The organism is Pseudomonas sp. S30_BP2TU TE3576 (assembly GCF_050436025.1).
GTDB lineage: Bacteria > Pseudomonadota > Gammaproteobacteria > Pseudomonadales > Pseudomonadaceae > Aquipseudomonas.
This window is the reverse complement of sequence record NZ_JBNDLK010000001.1, coordinates 4755185-4776975: the sequence shown is the minus strand read 5'-3', so window position 1 is coordinate 4776975 and position 21791 is coordinate 4755185. Positions and strand designations below refer to the sequence as shown.

At 61.2% G+C, this 21791-nt stretch carries 21 protein-coding genes and 1 pseudogene; 12 read left to right on the top strand and 10 right to left on the bottom strand.

Annotated features, from left to right (window positions below; translation table 11 throughout):
- Positions 1-117: 117 nt before the first annotated feature.
- From ABIA48_RS21775 to ABIA48_RS21760, 4 genes are all read left to right on the top strand, one after another.
- Positions 118-2871 (top strand): response regulator, encoded by a 2754-nt coding sequence (locus ABIA48_RS21775; protein ID WP_429491242.1) that lies wholly within the window; start codon positions 118-120, stop codon positions 2869-2871.
- Between the two features lie 101 nt (positions 2872-2972).
- Complete coding sequence (locus ABIA48_RS21770; protein WP_429491240.1) at positions 2973-3965, top strand: 2-hydroxyacid dehydrogenase; 993 nt, start codon at positions 2973-2975, stop codon at positions 3963-3965.
- Between the two features lie 77 nt (positions 3966-4042).
- Positions 4043-4477 carry a hypothetical protein gene (locus tag ABIA48_RS21765; protein WP_429491238.1) on the top strand — a complete coding sequence of 145 codons (435 nt, stop codon included), beginning with the start codon at positions 4043-4045 and terminating at the stop codon, positions 4475-4477.
- Complete coding sequence (locus tag ABIA48_RS21760; protein ID WP_429491236.1) at positions 4477-4881, top strand: META domain-containing protein; 405 nt, start codon at positions 4477-4479, stop codon at positions 4879-4881. Before ABIA48_RS21765 ends, ABIA48_RS21760 begins: the two co-directional genes overlap by 1 nt.
- A gap of 211 nt (positions 4882-5092) precedes the next feature.
- Here ABIA48_RS21760 and ABIA48_RS21755 read toward each other — a convergent pair whose 3' ends face one another.
- Positions 5093-5560 carry a redoxin domain-containing protein gene (locus ABIA48_RS21755; RefSeq protein ID WP_429491235.1) on the bottom strand — a complete coding sequence of 156 codons (468 nt, stop codon included), beginning with the start codon at positions 5558-5560 and terminating at the stop codon, positions 5093-5095.
- Between the two features lie 114 nt (positions 5561-5674).
- Between ABIA48_RS21755 and arsC the strand changes: the two genes are divergently transcribed.
- From arsC to ABIA48_RS21740, 3 genes are read left to right on the top strand one after another with little or no spacing between them, the layout of a single operon-like run.
- Positions 5675-6028: an arsenate reductase (glutaredoxin) gene (gene arsC / locus ABIA48_RS21750; protein WP_429491233.1), complete on the top strand. Its 354-nt coding sequence runs from the start codon at positions 5675-5677 to the stop codon at positions 6026-6028.
- The gene (wrbA, locus tag ABIA48_RS21745; RefSeq protein WP_429397479.1) at positions 6025-6621 is read left to right on the top strand and encodes an NAD(P)H:quinone oxidoreductase; all 597 of its coding nucleotides are present in this window, start codon (positions 6025-6027) and stop codon (positions 6619-6621) included. Before arsC ends, wrbA begins: the two co-directional genes overlap by 4 nt.
- 1 nt (position 6622) lies before the next feature.
- Positions 6623-7048 (top strand): DUF2069 domain-containing protein, encoded by a 426-nt coding sequence (locus ABIA48_RS21740; protein WP_429491231.1) that lies wholly within the window; start codon positions 6623-6625, stop codon positions 7046-7048.
- Between the two features lie 89 nt (positions 7049-7137).
- On the opposite strand, the gene ABIA48_RS21735 is transcribed toward ABIA48_RS21740, so the two are convergent.
- Together ABIA48_RS21735 and ttcA are read right to left on the bottom strand one after the other, a co-directional pair.
- Positions 7138-7812, bottom strand: coding sequence for a DNA-3-methyladenine glycosylase I (locus tag ABIA48_RS21735; RefSeq protein WP_007988754.1), 675 nt, complete (start codon positions 7810-7812; stop codon positions 7138-7140).
- 178 nt (positions 7813-7990) lie between these two features.
- Positions 7991-8815, bottom strand: a complete 825-nt coding sequence (gene ttcA, locus ABIA48_RS21730) for a tRNA 2-thiocytidine(32) synthetase TtcA (protein ID WP_007988752.1) — start codon at positions 8813-8815, stop codon at positions 7991-7993.
- Between the two features lie 283 nt (positions 8816-9098).
- Between ttcA and ABIA48_RS21725 the strand changes: the two genes are divergently transcribed.
- Together ABIA48_RS21725 and ABIA48_RS21720 are read left to right on the top strand one after the other, a co-directional pair.
- Positions 9099-9701 carry a Yip1 family protein gene (locus ABIA48_RS21725; RefSeq protein ID WP_007988750.1) on the top strand — a complete coding sequence of 201 codons (603 nt, stop codon included), beginning with the start codon at positions 9099-9101 and terminating at the stop codon, positions 9699-9701.
- Between the two features lie 157 nt (positions 9702-9858).
- Entirely contained in the window at positions 9859-10353 is a 495-nt protein-coding gene (locus ABIA48_RS21720; RefSeq protein WP_093215387.1) for a SprT family zinc-dependent metalloprotease, read from the top strand.
- 120 nt (positions 10354-10473) lie between these two features.
- On the opposite strand, the gene ABIA48_RS21715 is transcribed toward ABIA48_RS21720, so the two are convergent.
- Together ABIA48_RS21715 and ABIA48_RS21710 are read right to left on the bottom strand one after the other, a co-directional pair.
- Positions 10474-11655 carry a CaiB/BaiF CoA transferase family protein gene (locus ABIA48_RS21715; protein ID WP_429491228.1) on the bottom strand — a complete coding sequence of 394 codons (1182 nt, stop codon included), beginning with the start codon at positions 11653-11655 and terminating at the stop codon, positions 10474-10476.
- Positions 11656-11799: 144 nt separating this feature from the next.
- Entirely contained in the window at positions 11800-13134 is a 1335-nt protein-coding gene (locus ABIA48_RS21710; protein WP_429491226.1) for a dicarboxylate/amino acid:cation symporter, read from the bottom strand.
- Between the two features lie 338 nt (positions 13135-13472).
- Between ABIA48_RS21710 and ABIA48_RS21705 the strand changes: the two genes are divergently transcribed.
- Positions 13473-14471 (top strand): AraC family transcriptional regulator, encoded by a 999-nt coding sequence (locus tag ABIA48_RS21705; RefSeq protein WP_429491224.1) that lies wholly within the window; start codon positions 13473-13475, stop codon positions 14469-14471.
- 152 nt (positions 14472-14623) lie between these two features.
- Here the strand turns inward: ABIA48_RS21705 and ABIA48_RS21700 are convergent, their stop codons facing one another.
- The 3 genes from ABIA48_RS21700 to ABIA48_RS21690 all read right to left on the bottom strand — a co-directional run bounded on the left by ABIA48_RS21700 (position 14624) and on the right by ABIA48_RS21690 (position 17367).
- Positions 14624-15970 (bottom strand): ATP-binding protein, encoded by a 1347-nt coding sequence (locus ABIA48_RS21700; RefSeq protein WP_429491222.1) that lies wholly within the window; start codon positions 15968-15970, stop codon positions 14624-14626.
- Complete coding sequence (locus tag ABIA48_RS21695) at positions 15967-16644, bottom strand: response regulator transcription factor (protein WP_007988739.1); 678 nt, start codon at positions 16642-16644, stop codon at positions 15967-15969. Before ABIA48_RS21695 ends, ABIA48_RS21700 begins: the two co-directional genes overlap by 4 nt.
- 120 nt (positions 16645-16764) lie before the next feature.
- The gene (locus ABIA48_RS21690; protein WP_429491220.1) at positions 16765-17367 is read right to left on the bottom strand and encodes a hypothetical protein; all 603 of its coding nucleotides are present in this window, start codon (positions 17365-17367) and stop codon (positions 16765-16767) included.
- A gap of 146 nt (positions 17368-17513) precedes the next feature.
- Between ABIA48_RS21690 and ABIA48_RS21685 the strand changes: the two genes are divergently transcribed.
- Together ABIA48_RS21685 and ABIA48_RS21680 are read left to right on the top strand one after the other, a co-directional pair.
- The gene (locus ABIA48_RS21685; RefSeq protein WP_429491219.1) at positions 17514-18305 is read left to right on the top strand and encodes a dienelactone hydrolase family protein; all 792 of its coding nucleotides are present in this window, start codon (positions 17514-17516) and stop codon (positions 18303-18305) included.
- 212 nt (positions 18306-18517) lie between these two features.
- Positions 18518-19248, top strand: a pseudogene (locus ABIA48_RS21680) (4'-phosphopantetheinyl transferase family protein).
- Between the two features lie 127 nt (positions 19249-19375).
- Here ABIA48_RS21680 and ABIA48_RS21675 read toward each other — a convergent pair.
- Together ABIA48_RS21675 and ABIA48_RS21670 are read right to left on the bottom strand one after the other, a co-directional pair.
- The gene (locus tag ABIA48_RS21675; RefSeq protein WP_429491217.1) at positions 19376-20986 is read right to left on the bottom strand and encodes an ATP-binding protein; all 1611 of its coding nucleotides are present in this window, start codon (positions 20984-20986) and stop codon (positions 19376-19378) included.
- A complete protein-coding gene (locus ABIA48_RS21670) occupies positions 20983-21705 on the bottom strand; it encodes a winged helix-turn-helix domain-containing protein (protein ID WP_429491215.1) in 723 nt (240 codons plus the stop codon). The genes ABIA48_RS21675 and ABIA48_RS21670 overlap by 4 nt, the downstream gene beginning before the upstream one ends.
- Positions 21706-21791: the final 86 nt, after the last annotated feature.

The window sequence follows — 21791 nt, the reverse complement described above, 5'->3', positions numbered from 1 at the left end:
GACGAATGGCCGCACCATTTTTACCAGGATTGCCCGCGAGCAAATCGCTACACTGCGCAAGTGGCGCATGGCGGATGCATGTGCCGGTCGATAAATAGCGGGATGCAGGAGAGATGCGTGCTCAAGAAACTGGGAATCAAAGGCCGCGTGCTGTTGCTGACCCTGTTGCCAACCAGTCTGATGGCGTTGGTGCTGGGAGGTTATTTTACCTGGATGCAACAGGCTGACCTGCAAACCCAACTCATGCAGCGCGGCGAAATGATCGCCGAGCAGTTGGCTCCGCTGGCAGCGCCAGCCATGGGCCATCAGGACAACGAACTGCTGGAACGCATCGCCACCCAGGCCCTGGAACAAACCGACGTACGAGCCGTGACCTTCCTGGCTCCCGACCGCACGCTGCTGGCCCACGCCGGCCCGACCATGCTCAATCAGACGCCCTCCGGCGGCGGCGCGCAAATGCTGCGCCGCAGCGGCAGCGATGCGACCCGCTATCTGCTACCGGTATTCGGCAAACACCGCAACCTGGCCGGGGACGTGATTCCCGAAGAAGCCGACCTCCTGCTGGGCTGGGTCGAACTTGAACTGTCCCATAACAGCATGCTGTTGCGTGGTTACCGCAGCCTGTTCGCCAGCCTGATGTTGATCAGTGCGGGACTGATCGGTGCGGCACTGCTGGCCTTGCGCATGGGCCGCACGATCAATCGGCCGTTGAGCCAGATCAAACAGGCCGTGGCTCAACTCAAGGACGGCCATCTGGAAACCCGCTTGCCGCCCCTCGGCAGCCAGGAACTGGATGAGCTGGCTTCCGGCATCAACCGCATGGCCGGCACCCTGCAAAACGCGCAGGAAGAATTGCAGCACAGCATCGACCAGGCCACCGAAGACGTGCGCCAGAATCTGGAAACCATCGAGATCCAGAACATCGAGCTGGACCTGGCGCGCAAGGAGGCCCTGGAAGCCAGCCGGATCAAGTCCGAATTCCTGGCCAACATGAGCCATGAAATCCGCACGCCGCTCAATGGCATTCTCGGTTTCACCCACCTGTTGCAAAAAAGCGAGCTCACCCCGCGCCAGCTCGACTACCTGGGCACTATCGAAAAATCCGCCGACAGCCTGCTGGGCATCATCAACGAGATTCTCGACTTCTCGAAAATCGAGGCGGGCAAACTGGTGCTCGACCACATTCCGTTCAACCTGCGCGACCTGCTGCAGGACACCCTGACCATCCTCGCCCCGGCCGCCCATGCCAAGCAGCTGGAACTGGTGAGCCTGGTGTATCGGGACACGCCGTTGTCACTGGTGGGCGACCCGCTGCGACTCAAGCAGATCCTGACGAACCTGGTGAGCAACGCGATCAAGTTCACCCGCGAAGGCACCATCGCCGCCCGAGCCATGCTCGAAGAAGAACACGAAGACACTGTGCAATTGCGCATCAGCATTCAGGACACCGGTATCGGCCTCTCGAACCAGGACGTGCGGGCGCTGTTCCAGGCCTTCAGCCAGGCCGACAACTCGCTGTCGCGGCAACCCGGCGGCACTGGCCTGGGCCTGGTGATTTCCAAGCGCCTGATCGAACAGATGGGTGGCGAGATCGGCGTCGACAGCACGCCGGGGGAAGGTTCGGAATTCTGGATCAGCCTGAGCCTGCCGAAAGCCCGCGACGATGCCGAAGACTTGCCCGCCGCGCCCTTGCTCGGGCGTCGGGTGGCGGTGCTGGAAAACCACGAACTGGCCCGGCAGGCGTTGCAGCATCAACTGCAAGACTGCGGCCTCGACACCACGCCGTTCAATACTCTGGAAAGCCTGACCAATGGCGTCACCGCCGCCCACCAGACTGACCAGGCAATCGACCTCGCCGTGCTTGGCATCACCAGCAAAGACATGCCTCCGGAACGCCTCAACCAGCACATCTGGGACCTCGAACATCTTGGCTGCAAAGTGTTGGTGCTGTGCCCGACCACAGAACAGACGCTGTTCCATCTTTCCGTGCCCAACCCCCACAGCCAGCTCCAGGCGAAACCGGCCTGCACCCGCAAGCTGCGACGTTCCCTGTCTGACCTGGTCAACCCGCGCCCGATGCGCAGCGAGCCGAGTGAGCCGGTTTCCAGCCGTGCGCCGAAGGTGCTGTGCGTCGACGACAATCCGGCCAACCTGATGCTGGTGCAGACCCTGCTCGAAGACATGGGCGCCAAGGTGCTCGCGGTGGAAAGCGGTTATGCCGCCGTCAAGGCGGTGCAGAACGAGGCATTCGATCTGGTGTTGATGGACGTGCAGATGCCCGGCATGGACGGCCGCCAGAGCACCGAGGCGATCCGCCAGTGGGAAAGCGAACGGCATTGCACGCCGCTGCCGATCGTGGCCCTCACCGCCCACGCCATGGCCAACGAAAAACGCGCACTGCTGCAAAGCGGCATGGACGACTACCTGACCAAACCGATCAGCGAACGGCAATTGGCGCAGGTGGTGCTGAAGTGGAGCGGCCTGGCGCTGAACAACCACAGACCGGAGCGCTCCAGCGATATGCATGGCGGCGCTCATGACCTGTTGGTGCTCGACCACGAGGAAGGATTGCGCCTGGCCGCCGGCAAGGCAGATCTGGCGGCGGACATGCTGGCGATGCTGCTGGCGTCACTGGAGGCCGACCGCGAAGCCATCCGCCTCGCTCAGCAAAGCAACGACCACAACGCCCTGATCGAACGGGTCCATCGCCTGCATGGCGCGACACGTTACTGCGGCGTACCGCAATTGCGTGCAGCCTGCCAACGCAGCGAAACCCTGCTCAAGCAACAGGACCCGAAAGCCAGCATTGCACTGGAAGAACTCGACCGGGCGATCAATCGCCTGGCAGCCCAGGCGCGCACGAATGCTTGATGCAGCGCAACCCTGCCAGGTTGCATGAAAGCTAATGTAGCTGCTGCCGAACGCAGGCTTCGCCAGCTGCTACAGAAAGCTTCAACTCTCAGGGGGACAGCATGCGTACGATTCTTTTCAGCAGCCAGAACTACGACCGCGACAGTTTTCTCGCTGCCGCGCTGCCCGCCAGCATCGAGCTGCATTTTCAAGCGGCGCGACTGAGCCAGGATACGGCGGCACTGGCGGAACATCACGAGGTGGTCTGCGCCTTTATCAACGATGATCTCGGCGCCCCGGTGCTCGAACGCCTGGCTGCCGGCGGCACACGTCTGATCGCCCTGCGTTCGGCCGGTTACAACCATGTCGACCTGGCATCGGCGAAACGCCTGGGACTGGCGATTGTGCGGGTCCCGGCCTACTCGCCCCATGCCGTGGCCGAGCACGCGGTGGCGTTGATCCTCGCGCTCAACCGCCGCTTGCACCGCGCCTATAACCGCACCCGTGAAGGCGATTTCAGCCTGCATGGGCTGACCGGTTTCGATTTGGTGGGCAAGACCGTCGGCGTGGTCGGTACCGGGCAGATCGGCGCCACCTTCGCCAAAATCATGAACGGTTTTGGCTGCCAGTTACTGGCCTATGACCCCTACCCCAACCCGCAGGTCGAAGCCTTCGGCGCGCGCTACATGAGCCTGCCGCAACTGCTGGCCGAATCACAGATCATCAGCCTGCACTGCCCGCTCAACGAGCAGAGCAAGCACTTGATCAACCGCGAATCGCTGGCGCACATGCAACCGGGCGCGATGCTGATCAATACCGGACGTGGCGGCCTGGTGGACACCCCGGCGCTGATCGATGCCTTGAAAGACGGTCGCCTGGGTTACCTGGGGCTGGATGTGTATGAGGAAGAAGCGCAGTTGTTCTTCGAGGACCGCTCCGACCTGCCACTGCAGGATGATGTGCTGGCACGGCTGCTGACCTTCCCCAACGTGATCGTCACCGCGCACCAGGCGTTCCTGACCCGCGAAGCGCTGGACGCGATTGCCGCCACCACGTTGCGCAACATCGCGGCCTGGATGGCAGGCACACCGGAAAATCAGGTGACGGGAGACTGAAACGGATCGAAGGTCATCTGCCTGCGCGATGCGGCGTGCAAGCCCGTGCTAGCATATCGCGCATATTTGGAGGACCCATGGTCGAACACGATTTCCGCTACAGCCTGATGAACCCGCAACACACCCTCACCGAATGCCGCGCCCTGGTGCCGGGGCGTTATCAAGTCACCGGCAACGGTGGCTCGATTCGCAACAACGACGTGCTGGTCGTGACCCTCAAGGGTGCCAAGGACTTGTCCATGCGCCTGACCGTCGAAACGGTTCGCCACCTGATCAACCCGCCTGGTCAATGGGTCGCGGTGGCCAGTGGCCCGGTGTTCGGCGAACTGGCCATTCACACCTGGCAAGTGAACTGTGACAGCTGCGCCAAAGAGCTGAGCTTCGAGTTCGCCGTCGATGCCAAGCTGGGCAACAAGGCCGAAAAACCTGCCGCCACCGCGCGGATTGCCGAGCTGGGCTGGTCGACCGCCGGCGAAAAACACCTGTGCCCGAAATGCCAGGAGCCTGCGTGATGAAGCGCCTCGCTCTGACCGCCACGGTCAGCGCCAGCCTGCTGGGCTGCGCCGCCGAGCCGGTGCAACTGCAACAGAACCGCAGCTACATTCTGGAATGGATCGGCGAGCGGCCGTTGATGGACTACAGCCACCTGACCATCACCCTCGACGAGGATGGCCGGGCCTACGGCAGTGGTGGTTGCAACCATTGGTTCGCGCCGTACACCCGGGAAGGCAACAAGCTGACCTTCGGCAAAATTGGCAGCACCCGCAAACTGTGCGCGCCGGCGCTGATGGAACAGGAAAAACGTTTCCTCCAGGCACTGGAAAATGTCCAGCGCTGGGACGTCTCCCCGATCGAGCAGATACGCTTCTGGCCAGCCGAAGGCAAGCCGCTGCGCTGGTGGCTTGAGGAGGGTTGATCGCCCTCAATGTCAGCTGGGTGAAACCTGTGGCGAGGGGCTTTTGTGGCGAGGGGGCTTGCCCCCGTTCGGCTGCGTAGCAGTCGCAAACCGGCGCACACGATGAATCCGATTAAACGTAGTGGCTGGGATTAGGGCTGCTTCGCAGCCCAACGGGGGCAAGCCCCCTCGCCACAAAAGCCCGATCACCACAGTGAAATCGATCATCTGATCAGTTTTTAGCCTGCAACGCCTCAAGCTTCGCCAGCACCCCCGCCGCCGTCTGTTCACCCATCAACTGCTCACGCACCTTGCCCTGGTTATCGATGATGTACGTCACCGGCAACGCTTCGTTGCGCGGCAGCTCGAACAGTTCGGAAGGGTCCTGGGCCAGCACCGTGAACCTGATCCCCAGTTTCTCGCTCGCGCCCTTCAGCTCCTGCCCCTGGACGTTGTCGAAGTTGACCCCGAACACATCGATTTTCCTGTCCTTGAGCTGCTCGGCCAGGGTGTTCAATTGCGGAATCTCGGTACGACACGGTCCGCACCACTCCGCCCAGTAGTTGAGCACCAGCCATTTGCCGTCCAGTCGGTCGGCGGCGACTTTCTGACCATTCTGATCGATGCCATAGTCATTACCGCAGCCCCCCAGCATCAACGTTCCGATGATCGCCAATGCCGCTGCCAGTCGCCTTGTCATGTCGTTTTCCTTGTCAAAAATTGAATGCGCCTGCGACCCGTCGCCTCTCACGGTTCTGGATTGCGCGCTGCACAGTTAGAATAGCCGCCACCTTACGCAAGATGCGACCCGCTCATGACCGATCTGACGCTTTATCACAACCCGCGCTGCTCGAAATCCCGCGGTGCGCTCGAACTGCTTGAAGCCCGTGGCCTGACGCCGACCGTGGTCCGTTACCTGGAAACCCCGCTGGACGCCGCGCAAATCCAGAGCCTGCTGGGCAAACTCGGGATCAGCGCCCGGCAATTGCTGCGCACTGGCGAGGACGAGTACAAAGCTCTCAATCTGGCCGACAGCAGCCTGAGCGAAGCGCAATTGATCGCCGCCATCGCCGCCCACCCGAAACTGATGGAGCGGCCGATTCTTGAACTCGGTGACAAAGCCATCATCGGCCGCCCACCGGAGCAGATCCTGGAACTGTTGCCATGAGTGCGCCGTACATTCTGGTTCTGTACTACAGCCGCAGCGGCTCGACCAACGAAATGGCCCGGCAGATTGCCCGTGGTGTCGAACAGGCCGGGCTTGAAGCCCGCCTGCGCACGGTGCCGGCGATTTCCACCGAGTGCGAAGCCGTTGCGCCGGAAATTCCCGACGAAGGTGCGCTGTATGCCAGCCTCGACGACCTGAAGAACTGCGCCGGCCTGGCGCTCGGCAGCCCGACACGCTTCGGCAACATGGCGGCGCCGCTCAAGTACTTTCTCGACGGCACCAGCAACCTGTGGCTGACCGGCGCTTTGGTCGGTAAACCGGCCGGTGTGTTCACCTCCACGGCAAGCCTGCACGGCGGCCAGGAAACCACGCTGCTGTCGATGATGTTGCCGTTGTTGCACCACGGCATGCTGATCACCGGCCTGCCGTATAGCGAATCGGCACTGCTGGAAACCCAGGGCGGCGGCACGCCATACGGCGCCAGCCACCACGCCGGTGCTGATGGCAAAAGCGGCCTGGACACCCATGAAGTGGCGCTGTGCCGGGCACTCGGCATGCGCCTGGCCAAGACTGCGCAGAAACTGGAGAGCTGAAGTGGCCAGGAAGCCGAAAATTCTGCCCTCCCTCGAATGGCTCGAACCACGCGTCAAGGCGATGCGCGTCATCAGCCTGCTGTGTTTTTTCGGCCTGGTGGGGCTGCTTTGCGTTTACTACCTGGCGGTCGCCGACCTGCACGGTGCACGCCCTTGGGTGATTCTGTTGATCGAGCTGGTGCCACTGCTGATTTTGGCGCCGGGGATGATCGTCGGCAGCCCGCGCGGGCATTCGTGGATGTGCTTTGTGGTGAACCTGTTTTTCATCAAGGGCGCATTGGCTGCCTATGACCCGAACCGGCAAATCTTCGGTTTGCTGGAGATGGGTGCGAGCCTGGCGGTGTTCTGCTCGGCGCTGTTGTATGTGCGCTGGCGGTACCAGCTGAACCGTAAGCTGGCTGGCGAGGGTGAGATTTCCGTCGCCTGACCAGACGCCTTCGCGAGCAAGCCCGCTCCCACAGGGTTTACGCGTTCCTTGTGGGAGCGGGCTTGCTCGCGAAGGGGGGCGACGCGGTCTCAATGATTGACGGTATAAGCCAGCATCATCGAAATCTGGCTCATCGGCCGCCCGCCACTTTCCTCATGCCACTGGTTAAACACGTCCTGCACCAACGCCAGGTCGCGCAGACTGCTCGGCACCTTGTCGATGATCTCCTGCGCATTCAGCGCCGCCACCACGTCGTAGCTCGGCACAAAGGTATCCTTGCCGATCATGCGCAGGAAGCGCGGAGCTGACAGGCCGCCCAACTGATGTCCGCGTTTTTTCAGGAAGGTCCAGAGCCCGACGATATCGGTCACCGGCCAGTCGGCGATCAGCGCACCGAAGCTGCCCTTTTCATGGGCCACGTCCAGTATGAACTGCGCATTGCGCGGCACACTCTTGAGCTTGCCCAGGTGACGAATGATCCGCGTGTCCTGCATCAGGCGCTCAAGGTGCTCGGCGCTCATCAGCACGACTTTTTCCGGATCGAACTTGAAGAACACTTCTTCGAAAGCCGGCCACTTGGCATCCACCAGGCTGTGTTTGAGTCCGGCGCGGAATACCCGTAGCGCCATCATCGAGAGGTAGCGATCGTCGCTGATCTTGCGCAGTTGCGCCGGAGTTTTGGGAACGGGCAGATGGGCTTCCAGTTCAGCCGCCGAACCGAAGCGGTTCAGACAGTACTCATTAAGCCACTTGTAATCGCGCATGCCCTCTCCTGAGGATTGAAACAAAAAACAAAATGGGAGCGGGCTTGTGGCGAGGGGGCTTGCCCCCGTTTGAGTGCGTAGCACTCACAAGATCTTTGCTACATCAGACATCTTGGGGCCGCTTCGCAGCCCAACGGGGGCAAGCCCCCTCGCCACAGGCCCGCTCCCACAGTTTTGATCAGAGGTTGACCACGTTGACGAAGCGCGAAGCCGCGCTTTCGTCGATCTTGAGGCTGGTGAAGTCGAACAGGTTGCGGTCCGCCAGTTGCGACGGAATCACGTTCTGCAGGCTGCGGAAAATGCTCTCGGTACGGCCCGGGGTCTTGCGCTCCCAATCCAGCAGCATTTCCTTGACCACCTGGCGCTGCAGGTTTTCCTGGGAACCACAGAGGTTGCACGGAATGATCGGGAACTGTTTGAGATCCGAGTAAGCCTGGATGTCTTTTTCATTGCAGTAGGCCAGCGGGCGGATCACCACGTTGCGGCCATCGTCGGCGCGCAGTTTTGGCGGCATGGCCTTGAGCGAACCGTTGAAGAACATGTTCAGGAAGAACGTTTCGACGATGTCGTCGCGGTGGTGACCGAGGGCCATCTTGGTTGCGCCGATTTCGTCGGCGAAGGTGTAGAGCGTGCCGCGACGCAGGCGCGAGCACAGCGAGCACGTGGTCTTGCCTTCCGGGATCAGTTCCTTGACCACCGAGTAAGTGTCTTTCTCGACGATGTGGTACTCGATGCCCAGCTCTTTGAGATAAGCCGGCAGCACGTGCTCCGGGAAGCCGGGCTGTTTCTGGTCCATGTTCACGGCCACGATCTCGAACTTGATCGGCGCGACCTTCTGCAAATGCATCAGCACGTCGAGCATGGTGTAGCTGTCCTTACCACCGGACAGGCAGACCATGACCTTGTCGCCGTCTTCAATCATATTGAAATCGGCGACCGCCTCACCGGCCTGTCGGCGAAGGCGCTTTTGCAGTTTGTTCTGGTTGACCGTGAGAGTGCCCATGACGCGAAATCCGTGAGGTGTGACGAAAGGCTCGCATTTTACGCAAAAACGCTTCAGGGGCGAAGTGCCTCGCCACAGGTGTCACACCGCACAGACCCGACGGCGATTAACAATTGTGTTTACAGCGCGATTTGCTCTAATGCCCCTACTCCCTCTGGGGAAACTCCTCCCTATACTGCGACATAAGGTCGCATATTATCTTCAGACCTATGACTTGCTTGGCCGCATTGGCCCGTAGGCGCTCCACTGGGGGGCGACGGTAAAAAAAAGAGGAGTGACTGGCATGATCCATCACGTAGTGGGGCTCTTCACCCACCCTGACCAAGAATGGAAAGAAATCCGTGGCGACCAGGAGGAAAGCATCAGCCACATGTACCTGACCCATACACTGATCCTGGCGGCGATCCCTGCCGTGTCTGCCTTCATTGGCACCACACAGGTCGGCTGGGTCATCGGCAATCGGCCTCCCGTGATGCTGACCGTAGAAAGCGCGATATGGATGACGGTCATGTCGTACCTGGCGATGCTCGGCGGTGTTGCGGTAATGGGCGCATTCATCCACTGGATGGCCCGCACCTATGACGCCAACCCAAGCCTCGCCCGCTGCATTGCGTTTGCAACCTACACCGCTACACCGCTGTTCATCGGTGGCCTTGCCGCCTTGTACCCGCACTTGTGGCTGGGGATGATCGTCGGCACCGCAGCCATCTGCTACACGGTGTACTTGCTGTATGTGGGCTTACCGACATTCATGAACATTCCATCTGACGAGGGCTTCCTGTTTTCAAGTTCAGTGCTCGCCGTAGGCCTGGTGGTGCTGGTCGCCATCATGGCGTTCACTGTGATTGTCTGGGGACTCGGCGTGGGGCCGGTCTACACCAGTTAACCGTTCATCACTGAAAATCAGAACTGCCGACAAAGGCCGCCGCAAGGCGGCCTTTTGATTCTTCGGCAACAAAAAGGCACACGACCATTCGGCAACCTGGCGATTCGCAAGGCCCGAGGGTTGCGGCATACTCGAGCGCTCTGGAGATCCATCAAGCATGCCCGAGCAACTCAATACCCGCGTCGAAGACTGTTTCCAACTCGCCGAATCCTTTTTCAAACGACCTTTCAAGCGCCCCGTGGTGAGCCTCAAGCTGCGCGGGCAAAAAGCCGGTGTCGCGCATTTGCACGAGAACCTGCTGCGCTTCAACCCGCAGCTGTACCGGGAAAACACCGAAGATTTCCTCAAGCAGACCGTGGCCCATGAAGTCGCGCACCTGATCGCCCATCAACTGTTCGGCGACCGCATCCAGCCCCATGGCGAAGAGTGGCAATTGATCATGCGCGGCGTGTACGAACTGCCGCCCAACCGCTGCCACACCTATGACGTCAAGCGCCGCAGCGTGACCCGCTACATCTACAAGTGCCCGTGCGCCGACAGCGACTTCCCGTTCTCGGCCCAGCGCCACAGCCTGGTGCGGCAAGGGCGGCGGTACTTGTGCCGGCGCTGTCGTCATACCTTGGTGTTCAGCGGGGAGATGCGGGTCGAATAGTTGTTTTTTTGGTGACTGCACTGACCTCATCGCGAGCAAGCTCGCTCCCACACTGGGTTTGTGTCATGCCACAGATCCCCTGTGGGAGCGAGCTTGCTCGCGATGGCGGCCTGGCAGGCCCTAGAGAATCACCTTGGCCCGCCGCAATTCCGCAATCCTCTGCGCACTGAACCCCAACTCCCCCAACACCTGATCCGTATGCTGCCCCAGCGCCGCACCGATATGCTTCGGCTCTGGCAAGCCATCGGAAAACTTCAACGGGCACGCCATCTGCGCCTGAATTGAACCATCGCCCCGCGGCACGTCGGTCACCAGCTCCCGCGCCCGCAACTGCGGATGACGCAGCGCTTCTCCCAGGCCCAACACCGGCTCGACACACGCATCCAGCTCCGCGAACAGCGCACACAACTCGGCAAAGTCATGCTTTTCAAATTCGACCGTCAACGCATCTTTAAGCTGTTTCTGATGCGCCGGTTGCGGTGACAGGCCGAGACCGGCCAGCTCCTCCAGCCCCAACGCCGTGCACAACTGCTTCATGAAGGCCGGTTCCAGGCTGCCCACCGACAGCCAGCGCCCGTCCCGGGAGCGGTAGTAATCGTAGAAGCTGCCGCCATTGAGCACCTGGCTTTCCGGCCCTGGCTCAATGCCACAGGCCAGATACCCGGCGCCGGCCATCGCATTCAGGCTGAACGCGCAGTCGGTCATGCTGATATCCAGGTGCTGGCCCTGACCGGTTTGCTGCCGGGCAATGACCGCCGCCAGCAAGCCAATCACCCCGTGCAGCGAGCCACCGGCGATATCCGCCACCTGCATGCCCAACGGCAGCGGCCCACTGTCGGCACGGCCGGTGTAACTCGCCAGTCCGGACAGGGCCAGGTAGTTGATGTCATGGCCGGCGCGGTCCTTGTAGGGGCCGGTCTGGCCGTAGCCGGTGATCGACACATAAATCAGTTTCGGATTGATCGCCTTCAGGACTTCGTAACCCAGGCCCAGACGCTCCATGACACCCGGACGGAACTGCTCGAGCACAATGTCGTAGTCCTGCAGCAACGATCTGATCACCTCCAGTGCCTCAGGCTGCTTGAGGTCCAGGGCGAGGCTGCGCTTGTTGCGATTGAGGTAGGCATGACTGGCCGACACCCCTTGATCGTGGGGCGGCAACACCCGCAGCAGATCCAGGCGGATCGGTGATTCGATGCGCAGCACTTCGGCGCCCATGTCCGCCAGCAGCAAGGAGGCGAACGGCCCCGGCAGCAGTGTCGAGAAATCCAGAACCTTGAGTGATGCCAGTGGACCGAGCATGAACGTTCTCCCTTTACGATGCCCACAGCCTAGGCAGCCGAACGCATTGCAGCAATCACCTTATGCGCCAGTCACACTGACCGTTGCGCTCAAACCACAGGCAACAAAAAACCCGCCGAAGCGGGTTTTTCATTACAACAAGGCTTACTTGGCGTTAGCCGGGGCTACCTCTTCGACGTGGCCCAGAACATCATCTTTAGGCTCGTCGGCAATGCCGCGACCGCCCGAAGCCAGTTCGGCTTGCAGCACGTCGGTGTCCAGTTCCTTGACCCACTTGGCCACAACGACAGTGGCAACGGCGTTGCCGATCAGGTTGGTCAGGGCACGGGCTTCGGACATGAAGCGGTCGATGCCGAGGATCAGCGCCAGGCCGGCAACCGGCAGGTGACCCACGGCGGACAGGGTGGCAGCCAGTACGATGAAACCGCTACCGGTCACGCCCGCAGCGCCCTTGGACGACAGCAGCAATACCACCAGCAGGGTGATCTGGTGCGTGATGTCCATGTGGGTGTCAGTTGCCTGGGCAATGAACACGGCCGCCATGGTCAGGTAGATGGCGGTACCGTCGAGGTTGAACGAGTAACCGGTCGGGATCACCAGACCTACTACGGATTTCTGCGCGCCCAGACGCTCCATCTTGACCAGCATCCGTGGCAGTACCGATTCCGAAGAAGAAGTACCCAGCACGATCAGCAGTTCCTCACGGATGTAGCGGATCATTTTCAGCACACTGAAGCCGTGCAGGCGGGCGATGGAGCCCAGCACGATCAGGATGAACAGCACGCAGGTGATGTAGAAGCACGCCATCAACTGACCCAACTGCACCAACGAGCCGACACCGTAGGCACCGATGGTGAACGCCATGGCACCGAAGGCACCGATTGGCGCGAGCTTCATGATCATGTTGATGATGTTGAACATCACGTGGGCGAAGCGATCGATGAAGTCAAGGATCGGCTTGCCGTAGGCACCCAGGCGATGCAGGGCGAAACCGAAGATCACCGAGAACATCAGCACTTGCAGGATGTCGCCGGTAGCGAACGCGCCGACGATGGTGGTCGGGATCACGTTAAGCAGGAAGCCGACCACGCTTTGATCGGCACCGGCCGCGACGTAGGTAGCGACTTTGGAAGCGTCCAGTGTGCTCACGTCGATGTGCATGCCAGCGCCTGGCTGCACGACGTTGACCACGACCAGACCCACCAGCAATGCGATGGTCGAAACGATTTCAAAGTAAAGGAGTGCGTAACCACCAGTCTTGCCGACCGCTTTCATGTCCTGCATGCCGGCGATACCGCTGACGACGGTGCAGAAGATGATCGGGGCGATGATCATTTTGATCAGTTTGATGAACCCGTCACCCAGCGGCTTTACCGCCACACCGAGCTGCGGATAGAAGTGACCGAGCAAGATACCGATGACAATTGCAACGATCACCTGGAAATACAGGGATTTGTACAGTGGCTGACGAGTCGTCATTGCAAAGTTCCTCAAGGGTGCCCGGTGACAACATCCATCTGTTGCCCGCAACACCGCAATTGCGAACCCTCCTGCACTGGAGGGATTTGTTTTGTCGAGCTGCGCTACGGCAGGCATCTGCTCGTTGTATCGCAAGGCCCGTGCCACCTTGCGTAAAAACCCTGCAAGCCTTTTGATACCAAGGGTTGCAGCAAATTCCCTGTCGCCGGGCGGTTACAACGGTGTGGCGGATTTCCGCCCTTCCACTAAAAGTCGTCCTGCTAATTGGCGGATATCCGCCCTGTTCATGCCCGCAGTGCGCAGCTACCATCCGTCGATCAACGGTCAGATCTGCTGCCATGCGCGAACGCACCATCGCCAGTCATTTCGCCCGCGCCGCCCTTGGAGGTGCGCGTCGGCACGGCTACGACTATTCGGGCCTGCTCCAGCAATTGGGCATCAGCCCCGAATTGCTGGACGAGCCGCGGGCGCGCATCGCTCCGGAGCAGTTCACCCAACTGATTCAGGCCTTATGGCTGGCACTGGACGACGAGTACCTGGGTTTTGGGCAAGCCCCGAGCAAACCGGGTAGCTTCGCGATGATGTGTCATGCCGTGATCCACTGCCGCAATCTGGATAAGGCACTCAATCGCGGCTTATTGTTTTATAGCCTATTCCCCGGGGCTCCGCGTTTAACCCTGAGCCGCGAGGACGAATGGGTCCGGCTGAGCCTGGACGACGCGCAACTTTGGGACCCGGATCATTTCCTCAGCGAAAGCCTGCTGGTGATCTGGCATCGATTCGGCAGTTGGCTGATCGGCCAGCGCATTCGCCTGGAGCAGGCCACGTTCAGCTACCCCAGGCCCGAACACGGCGCCGAGTACGACCTGCTGTTTTCCTGTCCGCTTGAGTTTTCCAGGCCCCAAAGCAGCCTGTTGTTTCACAGCCGCTACCTGACCATGCCGCTGTTGCAGGACGAACGCACCCTCAAGCATTTCCTCGAACGTTCCCCCGCCGACCTGCTTTCGCGCCCGGACGAAGGCGACAGTTTGAGCAGCCGCTTGCGGCGCTTGCTCAGCCGCGACAGTGCACGCTGGCCCGACCTGGAAGCCGTGGCCACCCACTTGCACATCAGCCCGCAAACCTTGCGCCGGCATCTGCGGGAAGAGGGGTCGAGCTTTCAGGAGTTGAAGGACCAGTTACGCCGGGACATCGCGATTTATCACCTGAGTCGCGCCGACCTGTCATTGCAACAGATCGCCGAGCAACTGGGGTTTTCCGAGCCTTCGGCGTTTCACCGGGCGTTCAAGAAATGGACCGGGCTGACACCGGGGGCCTATCGGGCGCAGGAGAACTGATTCCCAAGGCCGATTTTTTTGAAATATTCACTGGCCTCTTCGCGAGCAAGCCCGCTCCCACATTTGGCCCCGTTCCGTCAGAGAGAACGCGGTCGAATGTGGGAGCGGGCTTGCTCGCGAAGAGGCCAGTAGATGCACTATCAATCTCCCGGTTAAACCACCGGGAAGTGAATCCGGAACGCCGCCCCGCCCATCGGCGAATCCCCCAGCGTCAGCTGGGCGCTGTAGCTTTCGATGATGTCCTTGACCACCGCCAGGCCGATGCCCTGCCCCGGGTGCTGGCGGTCCAGGCGCTCACCGCGTTCGAGAATCCGTGCACGCTGATCCTGTGGCACGCCGGGGCCGTCGTCCTCGACACACAACTCGGTGCCGCCGAGGGTTTCGCGCACACTGATGCGTATTTCGCCAAGGCACAGGCGATAGGCGTTTTCCAGCAGGTTGCCCAGCATTTCCAATAGAGCGCCCTGCTCGATCGGTACGTAGCACGGATCAGGCAGGTCGAAGGCAACGTGCACGCGCTTGTCGCGATAGACCTTGTCCAGGGTATCGCACAGGCTTTTAAGCACCGGCCGCAAGCGCACCTGATGACGCACCAGACCGCTTTTGCGCAGGCTGGCGCGCTGCAACTGGTAGCTGATCTGCTGGCTCATGCGTTCGATCTGGGTTTGCAGCACCCAGGCCTGATCGCGATCCTCCGGACGCAGCGCCATGTCTTCACTGACGCCTTGCAACACCGCCAGCGGCGTTTTCAGGCTATGGGCCAGGTCATCGAGGGAATCGCGGTAGCGACTGCGCTGCTCACGCTCACTGTGCAGCAAACGGTTGAGGGAACCGGTCAGGCGCAGCAATTCCCGGGGATGTTCTTCGCTGAGGCTTTCGCGGGTGCCACCTTCGATCTGGTCCAGCTCCTGGCTCAGGCGCCGCAATGCCTGCAAGCCCCAGGTCAGACCGATCCACAGCAACGCCAGCAACACCAACAGTGCCGCGCCAAAACCCAGGTAAAGATTTTCCCGCAGGCCTTCGAGGGTCAGTTCGTACTCGCGAACCGGTTGCAGCGCCACGATGCTGAACGCTGCACTTTTACCGCCGAGCAACTTGACCTCGACGTCGTAGACGAAGAACTCCTGGCCATTGGCTTCGCGGATCCGCGCGAACTCGCTGCCACGTCCGTCGTAGCGCGGCGTGTAATTGATGTGTTCTTCCTGGGTCGCCTTCGAACGCCAGACCTGGTGCCCCTCACGGTCATAGATGTAGCCGAGCAATCGGCTGTCGGTGAGGTTGAAGCGTTCGTCGGGCAATTGCGCCGGCATCTGCAGGCTGTTGTTCTCCACCCGGGCGGCAGAGATCAGCGTGGTCACGTCCGATGCCAGGCGCTGCTCGATGGAGTCCTGCAACGCCAGGCTGAAGGCCCCTTGCATCGCCGGCAGCAACGCCAGCATGAACAACACCGCCAACAGCGTGGCGGCGAGCATCAAGCGAATGCGCAGCGAACGGATCAAGTGCAACGCTCATTGAACAGGTAGCCCAGGCCGCGCACGGTGTCGATCGGCTTGAACCCGCCTGGCCCCTCCAGTTTGCGCCGCAGCCGGCCGACCAGTACCTCGATCACATTCGGATCACGCTCGTCGTCATCCGGGTAGAGCTGTTCCATCAAGCGGTCCTTGGGTACTACTTGCTGATGGTGGCGCATCAGGTACTCAAGGATGCGGTACTCGTACGCGGTCAGCGCCAGCGGCTGTTCATCGAGGGACGCCTGTTTGCGATTGAGGTCCAGTAACAAGGGACCGGCAACGATGGTCGATTGGGTAAAACCGCTGGAGCGGCGCAGCAAGGCATTCAGACGGGCGTCCAGCTCTTCGAACTGGAACGGCTTGACCACGTAATCGTCGGCCCCGGCGGCCAGGCCTTCGACCTTGTCCTGCCAGTTGCCGCGCGCGGTGAGGATCAGGATCGGGAAGGTCTTGCCACTTGAACGCAACTGGCGGATCAGGTCGAGCCCGCTCATGCCCGGCAGACCGAGGTCGATCACCGCCAGGTCAAAATTGAACTGTGCGGTCTGATACAGCGCCTCCTCGGCGTTGGCCACGGACTCGACCACGTGGCCGCTCTCCGTCAGGCGGGTTTGCAGGTGATGACGCAACAGCGCTTCATCTTCGACAACCAGCAGTTTCATAACGCTCTCCCGGGCAAATCAACATCTCCAGAGGCACAACGTCGCACCTCAATAGCTAACATGGCAACGCCGGATCAGTCACTCGGGCTGATCCGGCGCAGGCCGCTCACGAAACGCTTGTCAGAAAGCGTAGTTGGCGGACAGGTAAGTCTGGGCGCTGCTGGTCAGGTCCAGCGACCCCTGCTTGCTGCCTCCGCGCTCACTCATCTCGGTGCTGGCATTGCTGCGCAGATAACGGTAACCCAGTTCAACCGAGGTGTTCTGCGAAACCTGTTGCAGCACACCCACCTGGCCACCGATGGCGTAGCCGATATCGCTGTCACGGCTGAAGCCTGGCGATTCCTGCGTCAGTTTGGTCAGGCCCGCGGTGGCACCGCCGAACAATTTGGTACTGCTGCTCACCGGGTAGAACAGATCGTAGCTGCCCAGGAGGTTTTCCTGACGCAGTTTAATGCCGTTGTGCGAGCCCGACACATTGTCGTAAGTGGCGTAGTAACGGCCCTGGCTATTCTGCTGGCCCAGACGCACACCCCAGGTGGTGTCTTTGCCGATCACACCGTCGGCGTTCGGGTGATTGAGGTTGTCGTTCAGGGCATGGGACTTTTTGACTTTGTCGCTGGTCTGTCCAAGAGTAAGGCTGGCGAAGTTGTCGTTGGACGCGAAGGCTGCGGTGCTCGCGCCCAGAACGGCGAACGCCATCAGCAGTTTTTTGAATCCAGTCATTGGGGAGTTTCCTTATGCGCTGTTTGATTTTTGGGTACGGGGCAAGGTTACGCACCACGCCCTGAACTCCCCCTGAACGCACTCTGAACCTGGGCTGAACCGCCCTCTCCCGAATGTTTCGACACGTTTCAACAGGAGATCCGACCATGCGCATGTTCTTCGCCGTCCTCCTACTGGCCTTGAGCGGGCTCGGCCAGGCCGCCATCAAGACCCAGGAAATCCCCTACCAAAGTGCCGACGGCACGAAAATGATCGGCTATTACGCTTATGACGATGCCATCAAAGGCCCGCGCCCCGGGGTCTTGGTGGTACATGAGTTCTGGGGCCTGAACGACTACGCCAAACGTCGCGCCCGGGATCTCGCCGGCCTGGGCTACAGCGCCCTGGCCATCGACATGTACGGCGACGGCAAAAATACCGAGCACCCCAAAGACGCCATGGCCTTTATGCAAGCGGTGACGAAAGACAGTGCCGTGGGCAGTGCGAGGTTTAACGCCGGGCTCGATTTGCTGAAGAAACAGCCACAAACCAACCCGAACAAAATCGCCGCCATCGGCTACTGCTTCGGTGGTGGCGTGGTACTCAACGCGGCGCGCCAGGGTGTGCCGCTGGCGGGCGTGGTGAGTTTCCATGGCGCGCTGGCGACCAATACGCCGGCGACGCCAGGCAGCGTCAAGGCGAAGATCCTGGTGGAGCACGGGGCGCTGGACAGCATCGTCACCCCGGAAAACATCACGGCTTTCAAGAGCGAGATGGACAAGGCCGGGGCCGACTATAAATTCGTCATTCTCGACGGCGCCAGGCACGGCTTCACCAATCCGGATGCCGACCGGTTGAGCCATGGCGATCATGGCGGACCGGACATTGGCTACAACAAGGCCGCGGATGAAAAATCCTGGGCGGACATGCAGGCGTTCTTCAAAAAGATCTTTGGCTGAGACCGCCCTCTGTGGCGAGGGGGCTTGCCCCCGTTGGGTGGCGAAGCCACCCCAAAACCTGCAATCGCATTGGGCCAGATAGGGCGCGGTTGCAGGATTTACGACTGCTTCGCAGCCGAACGGGGGCAAGCCCCCTCGCCACAGCAAGCTCCCTCGCCACAAAAGCTATCGGCTACTACCCAGTCTTGCTGCTTAACGGCAAAATGCCCAACATGAACTCCACCCCCGCCCTGCCCGTCTGCTGTACGCCCCTCGATGACCATTGGCCGCTGCCATTTGTGCTGCCCGATACGGTCCTGCTGAGCACTCACTTCGATAGCGCCCGGCTGGCCAGCGATGATTTCCAGCGCAGCGCCGTCGAGGCGCCGGCGAGCATCCAGCGCTCGGTGGCCAAACGGCAGGCGGAGTTTCTTGCCGGGCGGGTGTGTGCCAGGGCCGCGTTACAACGGCTCGAAGGTTTGAATGTGGTTCCGGCCATCGGTGAAGACCGGGCACCGGTGTGGCCCGCTCATATCACCGGCTCGATCACCCACGGCACCGGCCGGGCCGCCGCGATCGTGGCGAACAAAAACCATTGGCGCGGCCTGGGCATGGACCTGGAAAAGGAAACCTGCTCAATGCCGAACGGGCCGAACGCCTGGCCGGGGAAATCCTCAATCCACCGGAGCTACAGCGCCTGGCGGCCGGTGATCAGGATCAACGGGCGCTACTGGTCACCCTGACGTTCTCGGTCAAGGAAAGCCTGTTCAAGGCGCTCTATCCGATCGTTCAGCAACGTTTTTACTTCGAACACGCCGAAGTGCTGGAGTGGCGTGAGTCGGGTGAGGTGCGGTTGCGACTGCTCACGGATTTATCCAGCGAATGGCGCAGCGGCACCGAGCTGGATGCGCAGTTCGGGGTCAAGGACGGGCAGTTGTTGAGTCTGGTCAGCATCAAGGCCTGAAGATTTTCGGCACATGACCGGGCCTCTTCGCGAGCAAGCCCGCTCCCACACTGGATCTGTGGTGTTCACAAAGCCCAATGTGGGAGCGGGCTTGCTCGCGAAAGCAGTTGAACAGTCACCGAAAATCTCAACGCTTCTCCTGGTTCCGCGGCCAACTCAGGCTGAAACACGCCCCACCCAGGCTCTTGCTCTTGCCGATCAACGCACGCCCGTTGTGCCAATGGATGATGCGCCGCACGATCGACAACCCCAGTCCATGCCCGCCCGACGCGCGGGTACGGCTGTCGTCGAGGCGCAGGAACGGCGTGAAGATCTTCTCCCACGCCGACTCCGGCACACCCGGCCCGTCATCCTCGATATCCACCCGGCAACGCTGCTGCCCCACCTGATAGCTGATGGTCACCCGTGATTGCGCATGACGCATGGCATTAGTCACCAGGTTCTGGATCGCCCGATGCAGATAACGCGGTTCGGCCTCGACCCAGGCATCGTCGTTATCGGCGGCCGACAGGCACAAACCCCGCTGTACCGTGACGTCGGCGCGCAACGGCGCCAGCTCTTCAATCACTTGATTGACCAAGGCATCCAGATCGATCCGCTGGAAATTCAGCGCCGGCGAGCCCTGCTCCAGCCGCGCGTAGGTCAGCATCTCGTCCACCAGCCGATCGAGGTCTTCGATGTCGTGGTCCATGCCCTGGCAGTATTTTTCCAGGGCTTGCGGCGTGGTAGCCGAGCCGATCATCTCCAGGCCGAAGCGCAGGCGCGCCACCGGCGTGCGCAATTCGTGGGACACCGCACGCACCAGTTCGCGCTGGATCGCCAGCAACTGTTGCAAGTGCTCGGCCATGCCATTGAACGCCGAGGCCAGCCGTCCCACCGAGTCCGCGCCGCGCGCTGGCACGCGGGTTTCCAGGCTACCCTTGGCAATGCGCGTGGCGGCGGCTTCGAGGCCACGCAAACGCCGCTCCAGCTGGCGCACCAGCAGATAGACGATCAAACCGATCAGCGTCAGGCCCAGCGCGGCAATCAACACCAGCCACTCCGGCGGATAAGGATTCATCTGGTACAACGGGCCGATTTCCAGGACCCACGGCGTGCCGACCATGCCGGCAAACACCCGGATCGAATCACCCTCCTTGCCCAGCGCCATCACGGTGTCACCCTCGGACACCCGGCGGCTCTGGTCGTCGTCCATGCCCGCCTCGTCAACCGTGACCAGCCGCAGGTCGAAGCCGAAGCCCTTGCTTTCCTTCAATTGCGCCAGGCGCAAGGGCTGCTCGGCTACCGGGGTCCGCACCAGTTCATCGGTCAACAAGTAGATGGTCGCCCGGGCCAGTTGTTCGCTGATCTGCTGCACTTCCCCGGTGAGCATCAACTGTTCCTTGTCGCTGACCAGTTTGTAGACCTTCGCCGCGTGCGGCCCGGTCTGCTCCACCAATGCCTGGCCGCGCAACACGCGAGTGCGCTGGGTAAGGTCGAGGTCCGTCTCGGCAAAGGTTTTCAGCGCCAGCGGAATGCCCAGCAGCCGCTCCCACACCAGCAAGGCCCGGTGGCGTTCGGTCGGGTTCATCGGTTGCAGGTTATCGGCCATCAGCGAAAACGTGCCGTGGGCCAGGCGCTCGCGGTACTGCTCGCTGCGCACCTGATTGAGCAGGTGCAACGCCAGCACACCGAGCACCGCCACCAGAATCAGCGCGGCGCACATGCCGCCATAGATACGCAGGAAGATCGAGTTCACAGGGGCTGGTCTACGCAAGCCTCGGGAACGAACAGATAACCTTTGCTGCGCACGGTCTTGATCAGCCGTGGATGCTCCGGGTCATCGCCGATCTTCGGGCGGATGCGCGAGATGCGCACATCGATCGAGCGGTCCTGACCGTCATAACCGATGCCCCGCAGCGCGGTGAAGATCTCTTCCCGGGACAGGATGCGCCCGGCATTGGCCACCAGCAGCCAGAGCAAGTCGAATTCGGCACTGGTCAGCTCGATGCCATTGCCCTGCAGCCAGGCTTCACGCAAGGCGTTGTCGACGATCAACGGGCCGAACTGCAGACGCCGCTGTTTTTCCGGGGTGACCTCGGGCGTTTCGCTACGGCGCAGCAGGGCCTGGATGCGCGCAAGCAGCAGGCGCGGGCGCACCGGCTTGCACACGTAGTCATCGGCACCCAGGTCCAGGCCGAGAATCTGGTCGGTGTCGTCGGTGCGGGCGGTGAGCATCAGGATCGGGCCGTCATAGCGGGCGCGGACCTTGCGGCAAATGCTCAGGCCATCTTCACTGGGGAGCATCAGGTCGAGGATCACCAGATCCGGTTGTTCCTTGATGATGCGGTTCGCAGCGAGCGCACCATCCCCTTCGATCGATACACGCAGGCCATTGGCTTCCAGGTATTCGCGGGTCAGTTCGGCCAGTCGCTGGTCGTCCTCCACAATCAATACCTGCCAGGCTTCTTGCTCCACGGGTGACCTCTGCTTGCCAAAAACACTAATAAGGAAGGATCCGCCCGTCTTTTTTTAATGATTCGGGGGGACAAATAGGTATACAC